The following is a 23,165-nucleotide window of genomic DNA, read 5'->3' on the forward strand; positions in this document are numbered from 1 at the left end:
ATTTGTTCTTGGTACACTTGTTACAGGAGCCAATGTACATGATAGTAAAGTGTTAGATAAGATAGTTAATCAAGTAATCGAGAAAGTGGAAAAGCCAAGTGCAGTCGTAGTAGATGCTGGATATAAAACACCTTATATCGCAAAATACTTATCAGATCAAGATATTCGACCAGTAATGCCTTATACACGTCCCAGAACAAAAAGCGGATATATGAGAAAACATGAGTATGTATATGATGAATATTATGACTGTTACATCTGCCCAGTGGGAGAAATACTATCATATCAAACCACAACAAGAGAAGGTTATAAACAGTATGCATCTAATCCAAAGATTTGTAAAAACTGTTCATTGTTATCATCATGTACACAGAGTAAAAATTATACGAAGATGATACATAGACATATATGGGAAGATTATATCGAAGAAGTGGATCACTTAAGACACACAGAAGAAAACAAGAGATTATATGCAAAGCGAAAAGAAACAATAGAAAGAGTATTTGCAGATATGAAAGAGAAACATGGTTTGCGTTGGACTACGTTAAGAGGTTTGAAAAAAGTCTCGATGCAGGCGATGTTAGTTTTTGCTGCCATGAATTTGAAAAAGCTAGCGAATTGGACGTGGAAGAGACGTCCGAATCGCTCTCAATTTTTTATTTCATCCAGGATTTTAAGCATTTTTGACAAAAATAACCTCATGCTAGGTAATTTAGCACGAGGTTAGTCTTCAGTCTGAAAAGCCGTATCTACGGCTTTTCTGTTATTTTAATCATCATTAATATCTCTAAATTTACCATCAATTACTTTAAATTTTATATTGTTTTTTCTTGGTTTATAATGTTTTCGGCTAAAATTAAATGGATTATTATGTCTATACTTCCGATAAAAAATGGCATTAAGTTTTTCTGGGTGTTTTAAAAAATAGTAGATTGAACCGAATACTAGAATTGGAATTATGAAATCAAAAAAGTTATTTATTAATGTGGTAAAAAAGCCAATCAATATTAGGAAAATAATTATCCAAGTAAATGCGTTATATCTCTTCATTTATGACACTCCTTCGTTGAAGAAATAATCTAAGATAGTTCGCACTGGTTATCCAATTCTCTCAATCGCTGAAAAGCGGCAATTGAAACCTCAATTTGAGATTCATCAGGTTCTTTAGTTGTTAAGTATTGTAACCAAATTCCTGGCAAACCTAACCACTTAAGTATTGGCATATCACGCAATAAATTAGTAAAACGTAAAACCTCATAAGATACACCGATAACAACTGGGATTAAAGCTATACGTTGAATAATCCTATCCCAGATCGAATTATATTCACTGATAAATCCGTTATAAAATGAATATATTAAAACTCCTATGACAACAGAGAAAATTATGAAACTACTTCCACAACGATAATGAAAACGAGAATATTTTTTAACATTTTCAACTGTTAATTCCTCACCAGCTTCAAATGCATTAATGACTTTGTGTTCCGCACCATGATATTGAAAAAGGCGTTTAATTAAAGCAGCTTGAGAGATGGCGATGATGTAAATGAATAGGATAATTATCTTAATACCACCCTCAATCAGATTATTGTAAAACTGGTTAGGAACAAGTTTACCGAAAAACAATTCTGCTAAAAACGCTGGTAGTGCAGTAAAAATAACTTTACCAAATATAAAAGATAACACTCCTACCACTGCTACACCTAAGATCATTGTCAAATTCGAAATATTTTCATCTTTTATATTTTTTTCCTCATCAGGGTCTAAATCAAAATGTTCAGTTGAAAAATTCAAATGCTTAGAGCCGTTAGCAGAAGCTTGGATTAATGCAACAATACCTCTTAAAAAGGGGATTTTTTTTAAATAGGAAACTGACTTTTTCTCCTTATTTTGTATTTCAAAGTAATCGATGCGTTTATTTTTGCGGCGAATGGCTGTTACACTATATTTTTTTCCACCAAACATAACCCCTTCGACAACAGCTTGCCCGCCGTAACATTGAGTATTTTTGTTAGACAAAAAAATCACCCCAAGCAGAAGATTTATAAAAGTAATTTTATCATGAATTTTCTTTTTCGGCTATTAATTAAAATATTTTTCCTTGTTTTGTATATCTTTTAACACTTATTTAGATACTAGTAGATAGAAATTCTATAAAACATTATGCTTTCAGATAGGGGGATTTACGATGGAACTCTTTATCAAACGTTTTATTGACATATTAGATGAGACGGTACCTGTTACCTTAGTACATACTTTAATTGAACAACCATTAGGAGCAGTTATTCATGATCATTATATTAAAATTCATGGAAGATTAGATTTGGCTAATGATGAAAGTCCTTATGTAGAAATTGAGATATATCCTTACGAGTCTAGGTATATTCATGCTTTGTTTGGAATTACTTACCCGAAAGCAGGAATTATTAATGAAACAGAATTTATAGAAAAAATTAAACAAGAGCACGAAATTCAAGTTGAAAAAGTTATATCTATAGCTGAAGAAGATAACTTCTACTATAGAGTTTATTATGAAGAGCAAATTAATGTGCCAGAAAATAATGGGGAAAAAGATCAATTACTTAAAAAGCTCATTTCCAAAATCAAAGAACGCTTATTAATTAGTGGTTACGAGGTAGGGAACGAGGAATAATATGGTGGAAAAAGAAGGTAAGAATCAGCAAAAGGAAGCGAAATCAAAAATTTGGGGCTTTACTTTATCAATTGGTCTATCAGCTGGGGTAATATGGGGGCTATTATCTTTACTAGCATATTACTTACAATTTACTGATATAGGTCCATCAATCTATGCTAAACCTTTTTTAAATCCAGATTATGTCCTAAAATGGCAGGGTCATTTTATTGGGGTAGTTTTTTTTATTGTTTATAGTGTAATAGCAACCTTTATTTACACTAAATTCTTAGTGAAATTCAAAGGACCATGGGCAGGGATAATTTATGGGATTATTTTGTGGGGGATAGTTTTTTTCTTACTGAACCCATTATTAAAGCTGACAAAACCTGTTAAAGAACTAGGATTGAACACTAATTCAGTTATGATAAGCCTTTATATTTTAACAGGTCTTTTTATTGGATACTCGATATCCGTAGAATTTAATACTGAAGATGATAGTTGAAATCAATAGGAGAATGACGAAATAAACTATTCAAACAAAATTTTATATGATAAAATATTTGAGAAAAAAGCCCATTAGGAGAGTTTCAATGAAAAAAAGAATATTAGTTCTTAATGGTCCTAATTTAAATCTCTTAGGTAAGAGGGAACCAAAAATTTATGGCACTACAACTTTAGAAGAAGTTAATAAACAAATGTTACAAATTGCTGAGGAAAAAAATTTAGAATTGACTTTTTTTCAGTCTAACCATGAAGGTGAATTGATTGATCATATCCATGATGCCATGGGTAATTTTGATGGGATTATTATGAATCCTGGAGCATTTACCCATTATAGTTACGCTATTTCTGATGCCATCGCTGCTGTTCAAATACCATTGATAGAGGTACATATTTCAAATATTTATCAACGTGAAACTTTTCGCCAGCATTCTGTTATTGCTCCAGTGTCAATTGGTCAAATATCAGGTTTAGGTGTATTTGGCTATATTGCTGCCATTTATTTTTTTGCAGATTTTTATAAATGATCAATTTTTAATTTATATTAGGGAGTGATATTGTGGAGAAACGGTTAGGGAAATTAAGAGAGCTTTTAAAAGAAAAGCAGATTGATGGAATGCTGATCACAAATCCTAGTAATCGTAGATATATTACCGGGTTTACTGGCAGTGCAGGTTATGCTTTAATTACCCAGAATAAAGCGATTTTTATTACTGATTTTCGTTACATTCAACAAGCAAAAACACAAGCTCCTTCTTTTGAAATTGTACAACACTCAGGGTCAATTGTTGATGCTGTCAAGGAACAATTAATTAACTTTGAAGTACATAATTTAGGTTTTGAAAAAGATGACGTTACTTATTCTCTCTTTAAAAAGTTTGAGGAGAGTTTTTCTGGAGTTAAATTAGTTCCTCTCTCACAAGTTATTGAGTCTTTAAGAATAGTTAAAGATGAAGAAGAAATAAAGTTGATTAAAAAGGCGACAGAAATTGCTGATCAAGCTTTTTCTCATATTCTAAATGTGATTAAACCGGGAATAAAAGAAGTTGATGTTAGTTTAGAATTGGAATTTAAGATGAGGGAATTAGGAGCGCAAGGGGCTTCATTTGAAATAATTGTTGCTTCTGGCTTTCGCTCTGCATTACCACATGGTATTGCAAGTGAGAAAGTGATCGAAACAGGAGATTTTGTAACCATTGACTTTGGTGCAATATATAATGGATATGTTTCCGACATCACTAGAACCGTTGTAGTTGGGAAGGCCAGTGAAAAACAAAAGGAAATTTATAATATTGTCCTTGAGGCACAGTTAAATGGTGTAAATAAGATTCGAGCGGGTATGACTGGTAAAGAAGCAGATGCTTTAACTAGAGATATTATTGCGAGATATGGATATGCTGAATATTTTGGCCACGGTACTGGTCATGGAATCGGGCTTGATGTCCATGAAGCTCCCACCGTTTCTCACAAGGGTGAAACTGTTTTAAAACCAGGTATGCTCGTAACCGTCGAGCCAGGGATTTATATTCCTGAATTTGGTGGAGTAAGGATTGAAGATGACTTATTAATCACCGAAACAGGGAATGAGATTCTGACCAAATCTACAAAAGATTTGATCATTATTGATTAACTTTGTTGTCCATAAATTTATATATAAAATTAAATACTAGGAGGGTTTACTTTGATTTCAACTAACGATTTTCGCACAGGTTTAACAATAGAGGTTGATGGTGATATTTGGCAAGTCATTGACTTCCAACACGTAAAGCCAGGTAAAGGGGCAGCGTTTGTTCGCTCAAAACTTAAAAATATGAGAAATGGTTCCGTTCAAGAAAAGACATTCCGTGCAGGAGAAAAAATTCCAAGAGCACATATAGAGACTAGAGAAATGCAGTATCTATATAATAGTGGTGATGAGTATACGTTCATGGATACTGAAACATATGATCAAATCAACTTGCCAGTAAGTCGTTTAGAAAGAGAAATTAAGTTCCTTAAAGAAAATATGAATGTTCATATTGTGAACTACAAGGATGAAATAATCGGTATCCAATTACCTAATACAGTAATTTTAGAAGTTCTTGATACTGAACCTGGAATTAAGGGTGATACAGCAACAGGTGCTACTAAATCTGCAACTCTAGAAACTGGGTTAACTGTTCAAGTGCCACTATTTGTTAATGTTGGAGATCAGTTAATTATTGATACCCGATCCGGCGAATATGTTTCTCGGGCCTAATTAAATATCTAAATACACTAGCCTATCCTTTTTTGAGGATAGGTTTTTTATTTTTACTGAAAAGTTTAAAGATGTACAACTGTTCTTTAGTAGGTATTAATTGGTTAGTTGTTAGCATATGTTGTTTATATAATGGTCAAGTTTTTAGTGTGATAATGGGGGATAAAGATGGATATGATAAACAAATTTGTGCTCAGTATGGCGATGTTACGATTTCTATCTGGAAGTATAGAGATCCTAGCAGGGATCATAATGCTCAAATTAAATGACCTCAATAAATCATTAATTGTTAATTCTTCATTAATAGTAGTTGGACCAATTGTTTTCATTGTTACAACTTCCATTGGACTTATTGGCCTTAGTGATAAACTTTCTTTTTCAAAATTACTCTGGATCTTAACAGGTGTATTATTTATTTTAATTGGGATTAGAAAATAGGATAATTCCTCATAAAAAGTACATACTAGGGATGTAAAAAAGTTGATAATTAGCAAGAATAATGGGAGGAATTTTAATGGACAGAATATCGGAAAGAATTTCCTATCTAGAAGGTTTGGCGGATGGCTTAGACATATATGATAGGAAGGAAGGTAAGGTATTCGAAGAAATAATTGGGATATTATCTGATCTAAATAATTCTTTAAAAATAACAAAAGATCGTATTATCGACTTAGAAGATTATATTAATATTATGGATGAGGATTTAAATGAGCTAGAAAACGACTATTATGAATATGATGATTTTGAAGAGGACTATGACGATGATGTAGAAATAGATGAAGATGATGTGGGTATTGGGTATTATCGAGTAGAATGTCCCAATTGTCACGATACGATAATGGTTGATCATGAATTATTTGAATATGATGAACCTACAGAAGTTGTCTGTCCAAACTGTCATGAGTCAATAATTATAGATTCAGATGACATAAATGATGCTGAAGATGACGTTGAGGGTTAAGAGACCTTTTTTATAGGGTCTCTTTTCTTTTTTGCATAATTTGGTCAAGCCAGCATATGTATTAGTGAAGAAATAAGTTCGTCCTAAAACGGAGTAGGAGGATATAAGAATGTTGGGGGAAATAAGCGCAATCTTACCTTTAAATATTAGGTGGATTATTGAACAGTTAAACCAAGAAATTCAAGAAAAGATTGAGGAGATAAGAATTAGAGAAAAATTACCATTAGAAATAATTTATGAAGATCAACAGGCTTTTTTAACTCCAAGGGGACAATTAACTAATAATATTGAGCAAGCTTATTATCCGACTAGAGAAGATACATTTAAATTAATGAATTTAATTAGTAATCATTCCATTTATCGCTTAGAAGAGGAATTGAAACGAGGATATATTACTGTAAAGGGAGGTCATAGGGTAGGAATTGCTGGTAAAGTTATTTTAGAAAAGGGTGAAGTAAAAACCATTAGGGATATATCCAGTTTTAATATTAGGATTGCTAAACAAGTAATCGGTTCTGCAGATATTATAATGCCCTATATCATAGACCGGAAAGAGAAGAGTATTCGTAATACATTAATAATTTCTCCACCCCAATGTGGAAAAACAACATTACTACGAGATGTTGCTAGACAAATTAGTTCGGGGATTTCTAAGTATCACTTTTCAGGAATAAAGGTGGGAATCGTTGACGAAAGATCGGAAATCGCTGGATGTGTACGTGGAGTACCTCAAAATCAAGTTGGTTTGCGAACGGATGTCTTAGATGCTTGTCCAAAGGCTGAAGGAATGATGATGTTTATACGGTCAATGTCCCCAGATGTTTTAATTGTTGATGAAATTGGTCGTAAAGAAGATGCTCTAGCAATCTTTGAAGCTAGGAATGCTGGAGTCAAGGTTATTGCTACAGCACATGGAAGTAATGTCGGTGAAGTCGCTAAAAGGCCTTCATTATCCTCTCTTATTCAACAGGAAATTTTTTCAAGGTATATCATATTGAGTAGGAAAAGAGGGGTCGGAACGATAGAAACCGTTTTAGATGAACAATTAAAGCCTGTAACAAGTAAGGAACGGATTTATGCTTAAATTACTGGGTGCAACCTTGATAATTGCGGCTTCATCCTTTGGAGGGTTTTATATAGCTCGACTCTATCGAGAACGACCAATTCAACTTAGAATGTTAGGGCAAGCTTTACGGATATTAGAAACGGAAATCATTTATGGTTCAAATCCACTTTATCAAGCGATGGAGCATATAGGTCAAAGGGTAACTGGGGCTTTAGGTTTGATATTTTTAACAATGAGTGAAAATTTACTAAAGTTCGATGGGGCCTCCACATTTGAATGTTGGGAGGATGCGATAAATCAACATTTTCATCAAACATCATTAAAAAAGCAAGATCGAGAAATATTAATTAATTTTGGTCAAACTCTAGGGATTTCTGATAAAGAAGACCAAATGAAACATATCCGTATGACGATACAAAATCTGGCCGCTGAAGAGAGTTTGGCTAGAGAAGAACAGAAAACTTATGAAAAACTAAGCAAAAATTTAGGAGTTTTATTAGGAATGCTGATTGTTATTTTGATTTATTAGGTGGTGGAATATATGCAATTTGAGATAGAAACTATTTTTCAAATTGCTGGAATAGGAATTATTTTGGCAATGATCCATACTATCCTAAAGCAGATGGGAAAAGAAGATGTTGCACACTGGGTAATAGTTATCGGTTTTGTTGTAATCCTTTATATGGTTGCTTTTTTTGTAAATGATCTGTTCCAGGAGATTCAGCGGGTATTTTTATTTCAATAATTTTAGAGGGTGAAAACATGGAAATAGTTCAAATCGTAGGTTTAGGACTCATCGTTACTTTACTTACAGCTTTACTGACAGATAAGAGCCCGCAGTTTTCTTTCCTCATTATTATTTTTGCAGAAGTAATTATTTTCTTTTTCTTAATAGAGAAAATTTCCGATATTATCTTGGTTTTAGAAAGATTAGCCGTACGAGCAAATATAAATATGGTCTACCTTGAAACGATTCTTAAGATTATTGGTATAGCATATATTGCAGAATTTGGTGCTCAAATTACTAGGGATGCTGGACAAGGGGCGATAGCTTCAAAAATAGAGTTAGCTGGAAAAATATTGATAATGGTTATGGCTGTTCCGATCATTAGTGTAATTATTGAAACAGTAATCAATTTAATTCCTAACTAAAGGATGGTGAAAATGAATAGATTTATACGGACGACAATTTTTCTAGTAGTGATTTTATTAATTATTAGTTCACACTTTGTCCAAGCAAATCCGACTGACGAATTAGTCAAAGAACAACTTAATAATCTTGATACCCAGAAAATAGAGCAATATTGGAATGATTTAATGAATAAATATGGTGGCTTCTTTCCAGAAAACCAAAGAAATCTTTTTGAACTTATTCTACCTAGTCGTAGTTTTGATATTCAAACTTTTTTTTCTGGTATTTTAAAATACTTTTTTTATGAGATACTTTATAACACTAAATTGATTGGAACGATAATTTTATTAACCGTTTTTAGTACGATTCTTCAACATATTCAAAGTACTTTTGAAGAAAATGCCGTAAGCAAAGTAGCTTTTTATATTTCTTACATGGTGTTGATCATAATTGCAATTAATAGCTTTAGTGTAGCAATCAGCTCAGCAAGAGATGCTATCCAACAAATGATTAATTTTATGATTGCTTTAATTCCGATCGTCCTTATGCTTTTATCTTCTATGGGTAATTTTATATCTGCAGCTATGTTCCATCCTTTAATAATTTTTTTGATTAATGTTATTGGAACTGCAATCTATACAATCATCTTTCCATTAATATTTTTTTCAAGTGTACTATATATTGTTAGTTCAATTTCTGAAAAATATCAAGTAACCCAAATGGCTAAGCTCATTAGAAATATTAGTGTTGGTTTACTAGGAATATTTCTTACGATATTTTTAGGTGTTATCTCTGTTCAAGGAGTGACAGCATCAGTGGCAGACGGGGTGACCCTGCGAACTGCAAAATATATAACTGGAAACTTTATACCAGTCGTCGGAAAAATGTTTTCTGATGCTGCTGATACGGTGATTGGGGTGTCTCTATTAGTTAAAAATGCTATTGGAATTGCAGGGATATTCATTTTATTATTAATCGTTATTTTTCCGGCAATTAAGATCTTGACATTAGCTTTAATTTACAATTTTTCTGCTGCAATTTTACAACCATTAGGTGACAATCCAATTATTGAAACTTTAAATACGATAGGAAAAAATTTGATTTTTATATTTGCTGCATTAGCAACGGTAAGTCTGATGTTCTTCTTAGCACTTTCAATCATAATCACTGCAAGTAATATTTCTGTTATGATTCGATAGGATGTGAGTAAATGATTGAATGGTTGAATAATTGGATTAAAGATATCATAATACTCGTTTTGCTAGCATCGTTTGTTGATATTTTATTACCTAATTCGAAAATCCAAAAATATGCACGAATGGTGATGGGGTTATTAATCATATTAGCAATACTTTCTCCAATCATGAGTATTTTTTCAGACAATGTTCTATTATCTAAATTGACGCAGCAGTTAAATAGTCAATCATATTCTGGAAAAAAGGTTAATACGATAGAACAACTTAGGAGTATCCAGGACAAAGGTAAAGGTTTATATGAAAAGAAGATGCTAGATCAAGTTGAACAGACAATGGAAAAAGATCTGAAAACTATTTTAGAAAATAAATTGGGGATAAAAGTACAAGATCTTAAATTAGATGCCATAGTAAAAGATGATAAGTGGAAAATTCAGAGAATTGATCTCTATTTATCAGATAGTAAAAAAGAGCTTGTCGATAATGAAGACGAAACCATAAAAGAAGTTGAAAGTGTTAAGATTGTTAACATTAAATTAGGTCAAGGAGAATCTTCTTATAATCAAAAAACAACTAGTGAAGCAGAACAAAAGATAATTGAAGAGGTGAACAACCTAATCCAACAGGAGTGGGGAATACCTAAGGAATATATTTATATTCATTTAGAATCGGATACATAGTTAGGGGGAGGAACTAGACTAATGGATAAGGATAAAAATTCTGATAACTGGTTTACCTGGTTGATAGGGGGTGAAAATGATAATAAAAGAATGAAAATTTATAGGTTACTACTATTTATTTTGATTGGTATAGCAATCATGATTTTCTCTTCTTTTATAGGAATAACGGAACAAGTTGCTCCATATGAATCTAACTTAGATAATCAGGTAAAAGAAACATCAGGATTGATCGATAGAGATTCTAAACCTAAAACTATGCAAGAATATGAAAAATTGTTTGAGAATCAATTAACTGAAATTCTGACAGACATGATAGGAGTGAAAGAGGTTACAGTAAAAGTAAATTTAGATTCAACTGAAGAAATTATTTATGAGAAGGATATTGATTACTCAGAACAGATAACTAAAGAGAAGGATAGCCAAGGAGGTATTCGGGAAATATCTGATATTAATCGTGGAGAGCAGGTAGTATTATATCGTACAGATGATGGAGAACAGCCACTGGTGATAAAAACAGTAAAGCCAAAGGTAAGGGGGGTAGTGATAGTTGCAAAAGGGGCGGAAAATATAAAAATTAAAGCTATGATAACCGAGGCAGTTCAAAGGTTATTAGATGTTCCCCCATATAAAATTGCAATTTTGCCAAGAAAGAGTTAACTGTATGTAATCAATGATTTAATACGGAATTAAGTGAGGAGGAGAGTAAATGAAAAAGGCGGTCGAAAACTCTAAGCAGACAGTGTGGGTATTAACAATGTTAACTGTAATGGTTGTATTATCAGCGTATTACTTAGTTAGTGAACCACTGATCCCAACAGAAGTAGTTGATAATAATTTAGAAAATACTGATCCAGCTATTACAGAAATGATAATAGATGAAAGCACTGGTGATTTAGGGGTAGTTGATGATGTTGAGGCTATTGAAATAGATAGTAGTGATTTATTAATTGGACTAAAAATGGAAAGGGACAGAAGTAGAAGCAAACAGTTCGATAACCTCTATGCTTTGTTAAATAATAGTCTATCGGAAGAAGCGATTACTGGAATCCAAGATAAAATCGAGTATTTACAGACGGTTGAGGAATCTGAATTTGTATTAGAAAAATTAATTATGGCTGATGGCTATAAAGACGTCGTGGTCTTTAGCAATGATACATCAGTAGACGTAATAATTCAAACTGATTCTCTATCAAAGACTGAAGCAGTTAAAATTATTAAAATGGTAAGTGATCGTCTGAAAGTACCTGCAGTCAATGTTCACATTAAAACTGTAAAATAGGTTAATAAGAGATTATTGATTATTTACAAGACCCGTTTGATTAGAAATCGGGTTTTATTTTTTGCTTTTAAATAAAATTTTTTCACCATTTTGAAAAAAAACGTTTTTATTTTTGTTGATATATCAAAAGTTATATTTTATAACGTGCTCACCTTGTCCGTTTACTCCCAAAAGCCGCACTTATACAAAATACAACTTATGCAAAATACTTTTTTGAAAAGACTAGTTAGCATTTTTGTTAATTTATGATAAATTATGGAATTATCAAGAGTCTGACAACTTTAAATTTTATTCAATATAATGTATAATCATTATTGATTTTACATTGTAGTTGGCTATCTATGTAGAGAAGTAAGGGAAATAATAGATTAAGATGTAATTCTTTATAGAATGGAGGAAGGATAAGGTGTTTAAGATTCATGAGTTAAGAGAAATCATTAGATTGATTGACAAATCAAACATACATACGTTTGAGCTAGAACATGAAGGTTCAAAGATAACACTAAAAAAACAATCTCCCGAGAAGATATTGACTACAGTATCTCCGCAACCAGTTCAACCAACTTTCTCACAGGAGCATGCTACAGCTATCGCACAAACAGAAGCTGACATACAGCAACAACATGAACAAAATTCAAAACCTAATAAATCTGAAGTAGAAAATAAAAATTTTCATCAAATAAAATCTCCAATGGTTGGTACATTTTACAAGGCTCCTTCGCCAGATTCAGACCCATTTGTAAGGGTTGGGGATAAAATTAATGAAAATACGGTTGTTTGTATCGTTGAAGCCATGAAGTTATTTAATGAAATTGAAGCAGAAGTTAAAGGGGAAATCATGGAAGTTCTTGTAGAAGATGGACAATTAGTGGAATATGGTCAGCCGTTATTTTTGGTGAAGGTTGATTAGGAAGGGGATTAACATGTTCCATAAAGTATTGATTGCAAATCGTGGCGAGATTGCTGTTCGTATTATTCGAGCATGTAAAGAACTTGGGATATATACCGTAGCTGTATATTCCGAGGCTGATCATGACTCTTTACACGTAAAATTAGCTGATGAAGCATATTGTATAGGCCCAAAAGAATCTAAAGAATCATATTTGAATTTTGCTAACATTATCAGTGTTGCTAAGTTGACTGAGGCTGATGCTATCCACCCTGGTTATGGTTTTTTAGCTGAAAATCCCGATTTTGCTGAGGTCTGTGAGTCCTTTCAGATTGAGTTTATAGGACCAAGTCCTGAGGCGATTCAAAAAATGGGTGAGAAGGCAGTTGCTAAAGAAACTATGAAGAATGCTGGGGTTCCTGTTGTTCCTGGATCTGATGGAATAATTGAAGATGAAGAAGAAGCAATACAACTAGCTGAGGAAATAGGTTTTCCGGTTATAATTAAAGCTACAGCTGGTGGTGGCGGCAAAGGAATGCGGGTTGCATATAACAAAGAGGAGTTAATCAAGTCCTTAAAGATGGCGAGACAAGAGGCAGAGACAGCCTTTGGTAACCCTGGTGTTTACCTTGAAAAATACTTGGAAGAACCAAGACATATTGAAATTCAAATCTTAGCCGATAAGTACGGGAATGTTGTCCATTTAGGTGAAAGGGATTGTTCTATCCAAAGAAGGCACCAAAAATTAATTGAAGAAGCACCATCTCCAGCCCTAACAGAAGATTTACGGGCGAAAATGGGAGATGCTGCTGTTAAAGCCGCAAAAGCTGTAAATTATCGTGGGGCTGGAACGGTTGAATTTTTGCTTGAAAAAGATAAATTTTATTTTATGGAGATGAATACTCGAATTCAAGTTGAACATCCCGTTACAGAACAAATTACTGGAATAGATCTGATTAGGGAACAGATTAAGATAGCTGCTGGAGAACCCTTATCCTTTACTCAAGAAGATATAGAAATCAACGGTTGGTCGATAGAGTGTAGGATTAATGCCGAGAATCCAGCAAAGAATTTTATGCCTTCTCCGGGTAAGATAGATTTTTACTTACCTCCGGGTGGCAATGGAGTTAGGATAGATAGTTCTGTATATCCAGGGTATTCTATCACACCATATTATGACTCAATGATAGCAAAGTTGATAGTATGGGGGAAAAACAGGGAAGAAGCTATTGAACGGATGAAACGGGCTTTAGAAGAGTTTGCAATTGAAGGGATATATACTACAATTCCCTTTCATTTAAAATTATTAAGTCATGAATTATATAAAAAGGGTGAGTTTGATACAAAATTTTTAGAAAAGTATCCAATTTATAAGGAATTAGGCTAAAAAATCGATCCTCTTTTATTCAAATCATCACCTTATTTTTGTAAGGCAATAGTTAAAAAATGCAAAGCAAAATAATTTAACAGAGGTGAGAACCGTCGGCTTAATAGAAGCTTTGCATCCTATCAAAATAATGAGTATCTATACAAACTGTAAGCTTTTTTGATAGGTTTTACTATACCTAAGTCGGCGGCCTAGGATATGAGGATATTAGAGCGTGTGTTTTTATTATTATATAGTCTTCTTTTTATGCTATTAGCGTTATTTACATTACTATTTATCTTTAGATTAATTAAATATGATTTAATACTAGGTGTTATTGATCTTTTATACTATCAGAGTAATGGGAAACTAATTGCAATGATCGTCAGCATACTAATTATCCTGTTCAGTATATACTTGATTTCCAGAGGATTACGTACTAAACGAGCAATTTCCTTTTCCAGTAAAAGAACTGAAATTGGAGATATTAAGATTTCATTAGATACTTTAGAAACCTTAACATCAAAGGTATCTTCTAAAGTTAAGGGCGTTAAAGAACAAAAACCTAAAGTTAAAATAGAAGATGATGGTTCTGTTTCTATTATCGTTAAAATACTAGTTGATGGTGAGACTCCGATTCCACAAATCACTAATGAACTTCAACTTAATGTTAAACATAATCTTGAACAAGTTACAGGTATTTCAGTAAATCAAGTTCATGTACTTGTAGCTAATATTAGTCAATCTAGTATTAGAAAAGCTCGAGTAGAATAGGGGTGTTCAGAAGATGTTTATGAAGTTGTGGGAAGAACATCCGGGTACAATGGTCGGGATTGGTGTCGGTGCATTTGTGGGACTAATCTTTTTATTAGTAGGATTTTGGAAAACAATCATTTTTAGTGGTTTTATTGCTTTAGGTTTTTATTTTGGGAAAAAATATGATAATAATGAGGATTTAAGAGATGTTTTAGAAGAAATTCTTCCCGACAAATTTTTTAAATGATGGCCACCTTGTATGGTGGTTTTTGCTTTTTGGTATGATAATATAATATAGGAATTTTATTTAATTTAATTAAAGGTAAGGAGAATGAACGTGAAACGTAGAGAGGCAAGAGAAAGAGTTTTACAAATATTATTTCAAGTGGATGTAGCTAAAAATGATGTTGATGAAGTGATTCATTCTTTAAAAAGAGAACAAATTATAGAGGAAAAGGATTTTTCTTTTATTGAAGATAGAGTTAGGGGTACATATCAAAATTTAAAAGAGATTGATGAATTAATTTCTAAGTATTTAAAAGGATGGACTATACCAAGACTTCCCAATATAGATCGGGCAATCCTTAGGATGTCGGTATATGAACTTTTATATGAGCCAGATATTTCAGTAAGTGTAACCCTAAATGAAGCAGTGGAGTTGGCAAAACTATACGGTACGGCGGAATCTGCGAAATTTATAAATGGTGTATTAGGCTCAATTGTTAGAGAAAATTTTGAATCAAAAAATAAAGAATCTAAATAGTGATTTATGTAATAGATTAGTTAGGTGTTAAATATGGATAAAATCTTTTTAGGTATTGATACCAGTAACTACATGACATCAATCTGCTTTATCGATGAAAATCGTAAAGTAATATTCGAGAATAGACAACTTTTGCTTGTAAAAGATGGGGAAAAGGGTTTAAAACAGTCAGATGCATTATTCCAACATGTTAAAAACTTACCTCAACTTTTTAAAGAAGCAAAGGGCCTAACGGAATATAAGTTGAGTGCTATTGCGGTTAGCAAGGCACCTAGACCTGTAGAGGGGTCATACATGCCCGTTTTTATGGCTGGTCTAGCAGTTGCCGAAAGTATGGCTGCTACTTTTAAGCTCCCTTTAATTTATACCACTCACCAAGAAGGACATATTTCAGCGGGGCTTTATAGTTCTCAAAACATACTGCAAAATGATCGCTTTATGGCAGTCCATTTATCCGGTGGAACGAGTGAAATTTTACTGATTGAGAATAATGGAACTAATTTTCAGATTGAAAAAATAGGTGGTACCCTTGATCTGCATGCGGGACAATTAATTGACCGCATAGGTGTGGCTTTAGGACTTCCTTTTCCAGCAGGTCGTTTTTTAGAAGATATTGCTAGGAGAAGTTCCAGTGATTTTAATAGGATTCCATCAGCGATAAGGGGATTTTCGTTCCATTTTTCTGGCGCAGAAACGGAAGCAAAAAAAAGGATTCAGCTTGGTGAAGCAGCAGAAGAGATTGCAAGAAGTATCGAGCATGTAATAGCAGTTTCAATAGAAAAAGTATTGCGAAAGGCGATGGAGTCAGGTCATCCAAAAGAGATTTTACTAGTAGGAGGCGTGGCCCAAAATCAATATATTAGGGATTATTTGATTAGACGGTTAGAACACCCTAGCATTGGGGGGACTTTACATTTTGCTGACAAGAATTATTCTGGGGATAACGCCTATGGAGTAGCTAATATCGCTTTAAATTATTATTTAACAAAAGGAAAGTGAATTTTTAGAATATTGTTATATGACTTTACAATTAAAAGGTTTAATATATACACTATTTATAAATAAATTGTAAAGGGGTAATGAGAAATGTCTGCTCAAATAGTTAGTGGTAAAGAGGTTGCAAAATCAATCAAGGAAGAACTAAAAAAGGAGATTGAAGTCTTAAAAGAAAAAGGTATTGTTCCTGGATTATCAGTTATTCTCGTTGGAAATGATCCTGCATCACATTCATATGTCAAGGGTAAAGAGAAGGCCTCAAAGGAAGTTGGAATTAGGTCAGAAGTTATTTTGAAAGAAGAATCTATCACCCAAGAGGAATTATTAGCCGAAATAAAAAGATTAAATGAAGATGATAATGTTCATGGAATCTTAGTGCAATTACCATTACCTAAACATATTGATGAAAATGCAGTTATAAATGCGATTGATCCATCAAAAGATGTTGATGGTTTTCATCCAGTAACTGTTGGAAAAATGATGATTGGAGAAGAATCATATCTACCTTGTACTCCCCATGGAATCATCGAACTTATTAAAAGAACAGGCACGGAAATACGGGGTAAACATGCAGTGGTAGTCGGTAGAAGCAATATTGTTGGTAAACCAGTTGCTATGCTACTATTACGTGAAGATGCTACGGTTACAATTTGTCATTCAAAAACTAAAAACCTCCAAGAGATAACAAAACAAGCAGATATTCTTATTGCCGCGGTCGGAAGAGCTCAAATGATAACTAAGGAGTATGTAGCATCAGGTGCTGTTGTAATTGATGTTGGAGTAAATCGTCTTGAAAGTGGTAAGTTAGTGGGAGATTGTGATTTTGAAGGTGTTTCTGAAGTTGCTGGTTATATAACTCCTGTTCCAGGTGGAGTTGGTCCAATGACAATTACAATGTTAATGAAAAATACGGTTGAAGCTGCAAAAAGGATCAATGGATTAAAGTAAATTGGAGGGTTTATTCTTGGGTGAACGGGGCAAAATTTTTTCAATAATTGAGCTTACTAGCTATATAAAATCAGTTTTAGATGATGATTCTGTCCTCGCAAATATTTGGGTTCGTGGAGAAATTTCTAATTTCACTCATCATTCTAGCGGTCATATGTATTTTACTTTAAAAGATGAATCAAGTAGATTACGAGCTATCATGTTTGCGGGTAATAATCGTTTTCTTAAATTCATCCCCAAAAATGGAACAAAAGTTTTAGCTAGGGGATATATATCCATTTATGAACGAGATGGCCAATATCAATTTTATGTTCAGGAAATGCAACCCGACGGGATAGGGCAACTATACTTAGCCTTTGAACAGCTAAAACAAAAATTAGAAGCTGAAGGACTGTTTGCTCAAGAAAAGAAAAAAGCGCTCCCCTCCTTTCCACAAACTATAGGAATAATTACTTCTTCAACTGGAGCAGCTATTCGGGATATGATTACTACGATAAAAAGAAGGTATCCCTTGATTAATCTACTGATTTTCCCAGTATTAGTTCAAGGGAAGGATGCTGCTAAATCAATTGCCGATGCGATTGAACAGATGAATAACTATGAAGGGGTTGATTTATTAATAGTTGGTCGCGGTGGTGGTTCGATTGAAGAACTATGGGCATTTAATGAAGAAATTGTTGCTAGAAGTATATATCAATCACAAATACCAGTAATCAGTGCAGTTGGACATGAAACAGATTTTACTATCGCCGATTTTGTGGCAGACGTTAGAGCGGCCACTCCAACTGCCGCTGCTGAGTTAGCCGTTCCCAATATTGAGGAATTAAAAAATAGGATCACCTATTTTGAAAATAGATTAGAAGGACAATTTTATAAGACGCTTGAAGAAGCTAAAAGTTCACTAATGAAGCTTCTTAATTCTATTGTCTTTCGCCGCCCAAAGCAATATCTATTAGAAAATTCCCAACGACTTGACCATCTAGAAACCCGGTTGCACCATTCTTTAGCAAATAATACCTCAATTCATCGTGAGAAATTGCTAATCGTATATCATAAGTTATTACAAGAAAAACCTGAACAAAAATTAGCTAACCAAAAGGAAAGATTAAATCATTTAACAAAACAATTGATTCGTGAAATAGGCGTTATCAAGGAAATTTATCAAAAAAATTTGGATATTAAATTAGGACAACTTGATGCCCTAAGTCCTTTAAAAGTAATGCAAAGAGGTTACGCGATAGCCTATGATGAAAGTGAGAAAAAATTGCTGAAATCAATTAAGGATGTTCAACCGGGAGATCTAATAAAAGTTCATTTATACGATGGGAAATTAGATTGTCAAGTGTGGGGACTGGAGGATAAAAAGAATGGATAAAATTGAATTATTAACTGATGACCAAATCAATGCATTAGCCTTTGAACAAGCGATTGAGAGGCTAGAAAATATCGTAGATAGATTGGAATCTGGAAATGTTCCTTTAGAAATAGCAATAGATCTATTTCAAGAGGGAATGAAATTAGCAAAACGTTGTCATAAAAAATTAGAAAATATTGAGTTAAAAATTGAAACACTATTAGAAGAAGATGGAGAAATAATCAAAAAACCTTTTGAATATGAGGAATTGCATAAGGAGTAGTAATGAAAGTTATGAACGATACCAATAATTCGATTAAGGAATATTTGACTGATAAAGCAGGATTGATCAATCAAGCTATTATTCAATACCTTCCCAAAAATAATGTTCCAGATATTTTAAAGAAATCCATGGAATATTCATTAATGGCTGGTGGGAAGAGAATTAGACCTATTTTAGCTTTAGCTACTTATGAATCCTTCGATAAAGATATTATGGAGATTATACCAGTAGTGATTAATATTGAATTACTTCATACTTATTCACTAATTCATGACGATTTACCGGCTATGGATGATGATGATTATCGACGAGGAAAACTTACCAATCATAAGGTCTTTGGTGAAGCAATTGCGATATTAGCTGGGGATGCCTTACTTACTCATGCATTTGGTAATATGGCTAAAGAGTTAAGGAATCTTTCCCAAGTATCAAAAGATAGGGTATTGCAAATCATTGAAGAGTTTGCAGATTACGCTGGGGCTTCTGGGATGGTTGGTGGCCAGGTTGTAGATTTAACCAATGACCAATCATCAACCACCTTCGAGGATCTTGTCTATACCCATGCTCATAAAACTGGTGATTTAATCGTATTTTCGATTCGTCTTGGTGCATTATTAGCCGGAGCTAACGAAAAACAATTAGAAGCACTAACGAAATTTGGAGAAAATATTGGTTTTGCTTTCCAGATTCAAGATGATATACTTGATGTAATTGGGGACTCGGAAAAATTAGGAAAACAGGTGGGCAGTGATCAAATAAATGACAAAGTAACATATCCGTTTTTTAAAGGAATTGAAGCTTCAAAAGAAGAAGTGAGAAAGTTAAGTAATGAAGCAAAGGATGCGATTAAAGATATCGGTATAGATACTAAGTATTTGTGTCGAATAGCCGATTATCTGATTTTTAGAGAAAATTAGATTAACTACTCTAAGATTTACCAATATATCCTTTTAGTGCTTTTGTTAAGAAGTCTTTAATATGATATAATAGTTAGTGAAGATGGAGTGGTGCAGTATTCTAGTCAATCTACTTAGCCTGAAGGCGGGCCTAAAAATCCGCCAAAGGGCACATCGATGAAGTTCTTGGTGTTGGCTTGCGACGCCCAGTCGGGGGTCGATACTGGGAGTTAAGGTTGGAGGGCGATCCGCAATGGCATGTGGGCGTTGACCCTCCTTCCGCGGAGGCCCAAGTTCGTGGTAGGAAGGTAGCATCCTTCGTATTATGGCTTGGGGTATGAACCTACATGCGAGTAATAACTTGTGTGTAGCGTAGCCTGCCTTGAGTGATATAGTTTGGGATTATAGGATAACAATACGTATTCTCTGGCCAAGGATATGTATTGTTCTATATGAAATCTATATTGCAAAAGAGGCTAGGGCTAAGTTAAAGATTGTTGAGGAAAACTCCTAGACTGTTCTACGAAGAGGCTCTTTGAGGATTGAAGTGTGGACTAAGTGGTAATCTAGTCCAATGTTTGGCAACAACATTGAAGAGAGCGTAAAGGGAAACCGCCTTTTTGGCGACAAAAAGGTGTCTCTCTTGGGAAAACCTACTAGACCTAAGCCACAGTGTTTACTCAAAGAGCTACCACTCCTACATATTTAAATATAAATTAGGAGAAAGTATTAGATGAAGTTAGGATTAAATGACTCTCTAAAGTGGAGTCTTTTTATTTCTGTAGTTACATTGATACTTTCAATCATTTTTACTGTCGTCTCAACTAGCATTTTAGCTGGTGTTAGTTGGGCGATTGGGATGATTGTGGTATTTATCATAATTATTATCGGTGTTTTTTTTGATATGCTAGGTTTAGCGGCTGCGTCAGCTAACGAAAAGCCGTTTCATTCTATGGCTTCAGAAAGATTGAATGGAGCAAAACAAGCAATTAAAATCGTTAGAAATGCCGATAAATTCTCTAATTTTTGCAATGATGTTATTGGAGATATTAGTGGCATAGTTAGTGGTACTGCTACTGCAATTGTTGTAATTCAACTAGTTTATTCCTTTGGCGAAACAGAGAATTCTAATTTGTATACCATCCTTTCTGTTCTATTTACTTCGATCGTTGCAGCATTAACGGTTGGAGGGAAGGCGGTAGGCAAAACAATCGCCATTAATAATTCTACAAAAATTATATTATATGTGGGTAAATTCTTTTCTTTTTTGGAAAAGAATTTTAATATGACTATTTATAATGGAAATAAAAAGATGAAAAGGAAAGCTGGGGGAAAAAATGGAGCTAAATAACATTAAGGACCCTAAAGATATTAAAAATCTTTCCATTAAAGGATTGGAACAATTATCTTATGAAATTAGACAATTTCTAATCGAGAACCTTTCAAAGACTGGTGGACACTTAGCACCTAATTTAGGAGTTGTTGAATTAACATTAGCTTTACATTATTTATTTGATAGCCCAACGGATAAATTGATTTGGGATGTTGGACATCAAGCCTATGTTCATAAGATCATTACTGGTAGAGCTAACCAATTTCATACATTGCGTCAGTTCAAAGGATTGAGTGGATTTCCAAAGCGTTCTGAAAGTGAACACGATGTATGGGAAACTGGTCATAGCAGTACTTCTTTATCTGCAGCAATGGGTTTAGCAATAGCAAGGGATTTAAAACAGGAAAAACATCGGATTATTCCGATCATTGGTGATGGGGCACTAACCGGTGGAATGGCTTTAGAAGCCTTAAATCATATTGGACATGAAAAGCGTAAAATGATGGTTATCTTAAATGATAATACCATGTCAATCGCTCCTAATGTTGGTGCTATTCATAATCATCTAGAAAGGTTAAGAACTAACGAAAGATATTTGAAAGTGAAAGATGAAATTGAGTTTTTGATGAAGAAGATCCCAGCTATTGGCGGTAAAGTGGCTAAGGCAGCAGAAAAAATTAAAGATAGTCTAAAATACTTAGTGATTAATGGTGCTCTCTTTGAAGAGATGGGTTTGACCTATTTTGGTCCTATTGATGGTCATAATTTTGAGGATTTATTTACTACATTAAAATTAGCTGATAAAACTGATGGCCCGGTGTTAGTACATGTAGTTACCAAAAAAGGTAAAGGTTATAGACCGGCAGAGTTAAATGCTGATAAATTTCATGGTATTAGTCCATATAAAATTGAATCAGGAGAGGTTCTCAAAAAAGAAGGACCTCCAACATATACTGAAGTATTCAGTAAAACAATTATCAATATTGCAAAGAAAAATTCTGATGTAGTTGCTATAACAGCTGCTATGCCTAGTGGAACGGGTTTGAATAAATTTCAGCGTGTTTTTCCAGAACGATTTTTTGATGTGGGGATAGCGGAACAACATGCAACAACATTGGCAGCTGGATTAGCCATAGATGGTTTAAAACCTGTATTGGCTATATATTCCACTTTTTTACAAAGGTCTTATGATCAGATATTACATGACGTGGCAAGACAAAATCTCCATGTTACCTTCGCGATAGATCGAGCTGGTTTTGTGGGAGATGATGGTGAAACCCACCATGGAGTATTTGATATAGCTTACTTACGCCATTTACCTAATATGACTGTAATGATGCCAAAGGATGAAAATGAATTGCAACACATGCTTTATTCAGCAGTTGAACATCATCATGGTCCTATTGCAGTACGGTATCCTAGAGGTAGTGGTATTGGTGTTCAGCTTGATCCAGAATTACGTCAAATACCGATTGGTAAATTTGAGATAGTTAAACAAGGATATGGTATCGCCATTTTAGCCGTTGGACCAATGGTTTCATTAGCAGAACAGGCTGCAAAGCGACTAGAAGAATTCGGAATATTCCCGATGGTAATCAATGCAAGATTCATCAAACCGCTGGACGAGGAACTTTTGTTTCAATTAGCTGAGAAACATTTTCAAATTTTAACGATCGAAGAGGGAATTACTTCAGGAGGATTCGGTAGCTCCATCTTGGAGTTCTATGCTAACAATAATCTAGATCACATTGATATTAAAATAATGGGTATACCTGATGAGTTTATAGAACAAGGAAGTATACCTAAGTTAAGAGAACTTGTAGGGTTATCTGTAGATAATATTGTTAATCAAGTTAGATATATTGCGACAAAACATAAGCGAAGGGCGTAAAT

At 33.7% G+C, this 23,165-nt stretch carries 30 protein-coding genes; 28 read left to right on the plus strand and 2 right to left on the minus strand.

Features of this window, described 5'->3' with window-relative positions:
- A partial coding sequence (locus BHF71_RS11095; RefSeq protein WP_245683866.1) for a transposase occupies positions 1-727 on the plus strand: 727 nt, incomplete at its 5' end.
- 41 nt (positions 728-768) lie between these two features.
- Here the strand turns inward: BHF71_RS11095 and BHF71_RS11100 are convergent.
- Positions 769-1,050 carry a hypothetical protein gene (locus tag BHF71_RS11100; RefSeq protein ID WP_069657682.1) on the minus strand — a complete coding sequence of 94 codons (282 nt, stop codon included), beginning with the start codon at positions 1,048-1,050 and terminating at the stop codon, positions 769-771.
- 29 nt (positions 1,051-1,079) lie between these two features.
- Complete coding sequence (locus BHF71_RS11105; protein ID WP_069657683.1) at positions 1,080-2,021, minus strand: DUF1385 domain-containing protein; 942 nt, start codon at positions 2,019-2,021, stop codon at positions 1,080-1,082.
- 169 nt (positions 2,022-2,190) lie between these two features.
- On the opposite strand from BHF71_RS11105, the gene BHF71_RS11110 reads away from it, so the two are divergent.
- The 27 genes from BHF71_RS11110 to dxs all read left to right on the plus strand — a co-directional run bounded on the left by BHF71_RS11110 (position 2,191) and on the right by dxs (position 23,163).
- Positions 2,191-2,655, plus strand: a complete 465-nt coding sequence (locus BHF71_RS11110) for a hypothetical protein (RefSeq protein WP_069657684.1) — start codon at positions 2,191-2,193, stop codon at positions 2,653-2,655.
- 1 nt (position 2,656) lies between these two features.
- The gene (locus BHF71_RS11115; protein ID WP_069657685.1) at positions 2,657-3,139 is read left to right on the plus strand and encodes a YqhR family membrane protein; all 483 of its coding nucleotides are present in this window, start codon (positions 2,657-2,659) and stop codon (positions 3,137-3,139) included.
- Between the two features lie 88 nt (positions 3,140-3,227).
- Positions 3,228-3,665 carry a type II 3-dehydroquinate dehydratase gene (aroQ, locus tag BHF71_RS11120; RefSeq protein WP_069657686.1) on the plus strand — a complete coding sequence of 146 codons (438 nt, stop codon included), beginning with the start codon at positions 3,228-3,230 and terminating at the stop codon, positions 3,663-3,665.
- A gap of 32 nt (positions 3,666-3,697) precedes the next feature.
- A complete protein-coding gene (locus tag BHF71_RS11125) occupies positions 3,698-4,768 on the plus strand; it encodes a M24 family metallopeptidase (protein WP_281179283.1) in 1,071 nt (356 codons plus the stop codon).
- 51 nt (positions 4,769-4,819) lie between these two features.
- Entirely contained in the window at positions 4,820-5,377 is a 558-nt protein-coding gene (gene efp / locus BHF71_RS11130; protein ID WP_069657687.1) for an elongation factor P, read from the plus strand.
- 168 nt (positions 5,378-5,545) lie between these two features.
- Entirely contained in the window at positions 5,546-5,815 is a 270-nt protein-coding gene (locus BHF71_RS11135; protein WP_069657688.1) for a YqhV family protein, read from the plus strand.
- Positions 5,816-5,891: 76 nt separating this feature from the next.
- A complete protein-coding gene (locus BHF71_RS11140; protein WP_069657689.1) occupies positions 5,892-6,338 on the plus strand; it encodes a CD1247 N-terminal domain-containing protein in 447 nt (148 codons plus the stop codon).
- A gap of 112 nt (positions 6,339-6,450) precedes the next feature.
- Positions 6,451-7,422, plus strand: coding sequence for a stage III sporulation protein AA (spoIIIAA, locus tag BHF71_RS11145; protein ID WP_069657739.1), 972 nt, complete (start codon positions 6,451-6,453; stop codon positions 7,420-7,422).
- Positions 7,415-7,933 carry a stage III sporulation protein SpoIIIAB gene (gene spoIIIAB, locus BHF71_RS11150; RefSeq protein ID WP_069657690.1) on the plus strand — a complete coding sequence of 173 codons (519 nt, stop codon included), beginning with the start codon at positions 7,415-7,417 and terminating at the stop codon, positions 7,931-7,933. The genes spoIIIAA and spoIIIAB overlap by 8 nt, the downstream gene beginning before the upstream one ends.
- A gap of 12 nt (positions 7,934-7,945) precedes the next feature.
- Positions 7,946-8,149: a stage III sporulation protein AC gene (spoIIIAC, locus tag BHF71_RS11155; RefSeq protein WP_069657691.1), complete on the plus strand. Its 204-nt coding sequence runs from the start codon at positions 7,946-7,948 to the stop codon at positions 8,147-8,149.
- A gap of 17 nt (positions 8,150-8,166) precedes the next feature.
- Positions 8,167-8,556 carry a stage III sporulation protein AD gene (gene spoIIIAD, locus BHF71_RS11160; RefSeq protein WP_069657692.1) on the plus strand — a complete coding sequence of 130 codons (390 nt, stop codon included), beginning with the start codon at positions 8,167-8,169 and terminating at the stop codon, positions 8,554-8,556.
- A 12-nt stretch (positions 8,557-8,568) separates the two neighbouring features.
- Entirely contained in the window at positions 8,569-9,735 is a 1,167-nt protein-coding gene (gene spoIIIAE / locus BHF71_RS11165) for a stage III sporulation protein AE (protein WP_141705396.1), read from the plus strand.
- Between the two features lie 11 nt (positions 9,736-9,746).
- Entirely contained in the window at positions 9,747-10,409 is a 663-nt protein-coding gene (gene spoIIIAF / locus BHF71_RS11170) for a stage III sporulation protein AF (protein ID WP_069657694.1), read from the plus strand.
- Positions 10,410-10,430: 21 nt separating this feature from the next.
- Positions 10,431-11,066, plus strand: coding sequence for a stage III sporulation protein AG (gene spoIIIAG, locus BHF71_RS11175; protein WP_069657695.1), 636 nt, complete (start codon positions 10,431-10,433; stop codon positions 11,064-11,066).
- A gap of 49 nt (positions 11,067-11,115) precedes the next feature.
- Positions 11,116-11,688 (plus strand): SpoIIIAH-like family protein, encoded by a 573-nt coding sequence (locus tag BHF71_RS11180; protein ID WP_069657696.1) that lies wholly within the window; start codon positions 11,116-11,118, stop codon positions 11,686-11,688.
- Between the two features lie 406 nt (positions 11,689-12,094).
- The gene (gene accB, locus BHF71_RS11185; protein ID WP_069657697.1) at positions 12,095-12,598 is read left to right on the plus strand and encodes an acetyl-CoA carboxylase biotin carboxyl carrier protein; all 504 of its coding nucleotides are present in this window, start codon (positions 12,095-12,097) and stop codon (positions 12,596-12,598) included.
- Between the two features lie 13 nt (positions 12,599-12,611).
- Positions 12,612-13,964, plus strand: a complete 1,353-nt coding sequence (gene accC / locus BHF71_RS11190) for an acetyl-CoA carboxylase biotin carboxylase subunit (RefSeq protein ID WP_069657698.1) — start codon at positions 12,612-12,614, stop codon at positions 13,962-13,964.
- A gap of 198 nt (positions 13,965-14,162) precedes the next feature.
- Positions 14,163-14,717, plus strand: a complete 555-nt coding sequence (gene amaP, locus BHF71_RS11195) for an alkaline shock response membrane anchor protein AmaP (RefSeq protein WP_084024520.1) — start codon at positions 14,163-14,165, stop codon at positions 14,715-14,717.
- A 13-nt stretch (positions 14,718-14,730) separates the two neighbouring features.
- Entirely contained in the window at positions 14,731-14,946 is a 216-nt protein-coding gene (locus BHF71_RS11200; protein WP_069657700.1) for a DUF2273 domain-containing protein, read from the plus strand.
- A gap of 90 nt (positions 14,947-15,036) precedes the next feature.
- Positions 15,037-15,462, plus strand: a complete 426-nt coding sequence (gene nusB / locus BHF71_RS11205; RefSeq protein WP_069657701.1) for a transcription antitermination factor NusB — start codon at positions 15,037-15,039, stop codon at positions 15,460-15,462.
- Positions 15,463-15,495: 33 nt separating this feature from the next.
- Positions 15,496-16,461, plus strand: coding sequence for a Kae1-like domain-containing protein (locus BHF71_RS11210; protein ID WP_069657702.1), 966 nt, complete (start codon positions 15,496-15,498; stop codon positions 16,459-16,461).
- Positions 16,462-16,548: 87 nt separating this feature from the next.
- Positions 16,549-17,406: a bifunctional methylenetetrahydrofolate dehydrogenase/methenyltetrahydrofolate cyclohydrolase FolD gene (gene folD / locus BHF71_RS11215; RefSeq protein ID WP_069657703.1), complete on the plus strand. Its 858-nt coding sequence runs from the start codon at positions 16,549-16,551 to the stop codon at positions 17,404-17,406.
- Between the two features lie 16 nt (positions 17,407-17,422).
- The gene (gene xseA, locus BHF71_RS11220) at positions 17,423-18,781 is read left to right on the plus strand and encodes an exodeoxyribonuclease VII large subunit (RefSeq protein WP_069657704.1); all 1,359 of its coding nucleotides are present in this window, start codon (positions 17,423-17,425) and stop codon (positions 18,779-18,781) included.
- Complete coding sequence (xseB, locus tag BHF71_RS11225) at positions 18,774-19,043, plus strand: exodeoxyribonuclease VII small subunit (protein ID WP_069657705.1); 270 nt, start codon at positions 18,774-18,776, stop codon at positions 19,041-19,043. Before xseA ends, xseB begins: the two co-directional genes overlap by 8 nt.
- 2 nt (positions 19,044-19,045) lie before the next feature.
- Positions 19,046-19,960, plus strand: coding sequence for a polyprenyl synthetase family protein (locus BHF71_RS11230; protein ID WP_425425408.1), 915 nt, complete (start codon positions 19,046-19,048; stop codon positions 19,958-19,960).
- A gap of 712 nt (positions 19,961-20,672) precedes the next feature.
- The gene (locus BHF71_RS11235) at positions 20,673-21,290 is read left to right on the plus strand and encodes a hypothetical protein (RefSeq protein ID WP_069657706.1); all 618 of its coding nucleotides are present in this window, start codon (positions 20,673-20,675) and stop codon (positions 21,288-21,290) included.
- Positions 21,277-23,163, plus strand: a complete 1,887-nt coding sequence (gene dxs, locus BHF71_RS11240) for a 1-deoxy-D-xylulose-5-phosphate synthase (RefSeq protein ID WP_069657707.1) — start codon at positions 21,277-21,279, stop codon at positions 23,161-23,163. Before BHF71_RS11235 ends, dxs begins: the two co-directional genes overlap by 14 nt.
- The last annotated feature ends 2 nt before the right edge of the window (positions 23,164-23,165 follow it).

Source organism: Vulcanibacillus modesticaldus (genome assembly GCF_001730235.1).
Taxonomy (GTDB): Bacteria; Bacillota; Bacilli; order Tepidibacillales; family Tepidibacillaceae; genus Vulcanibacillus; species Vulcanibacillus modesticaldus.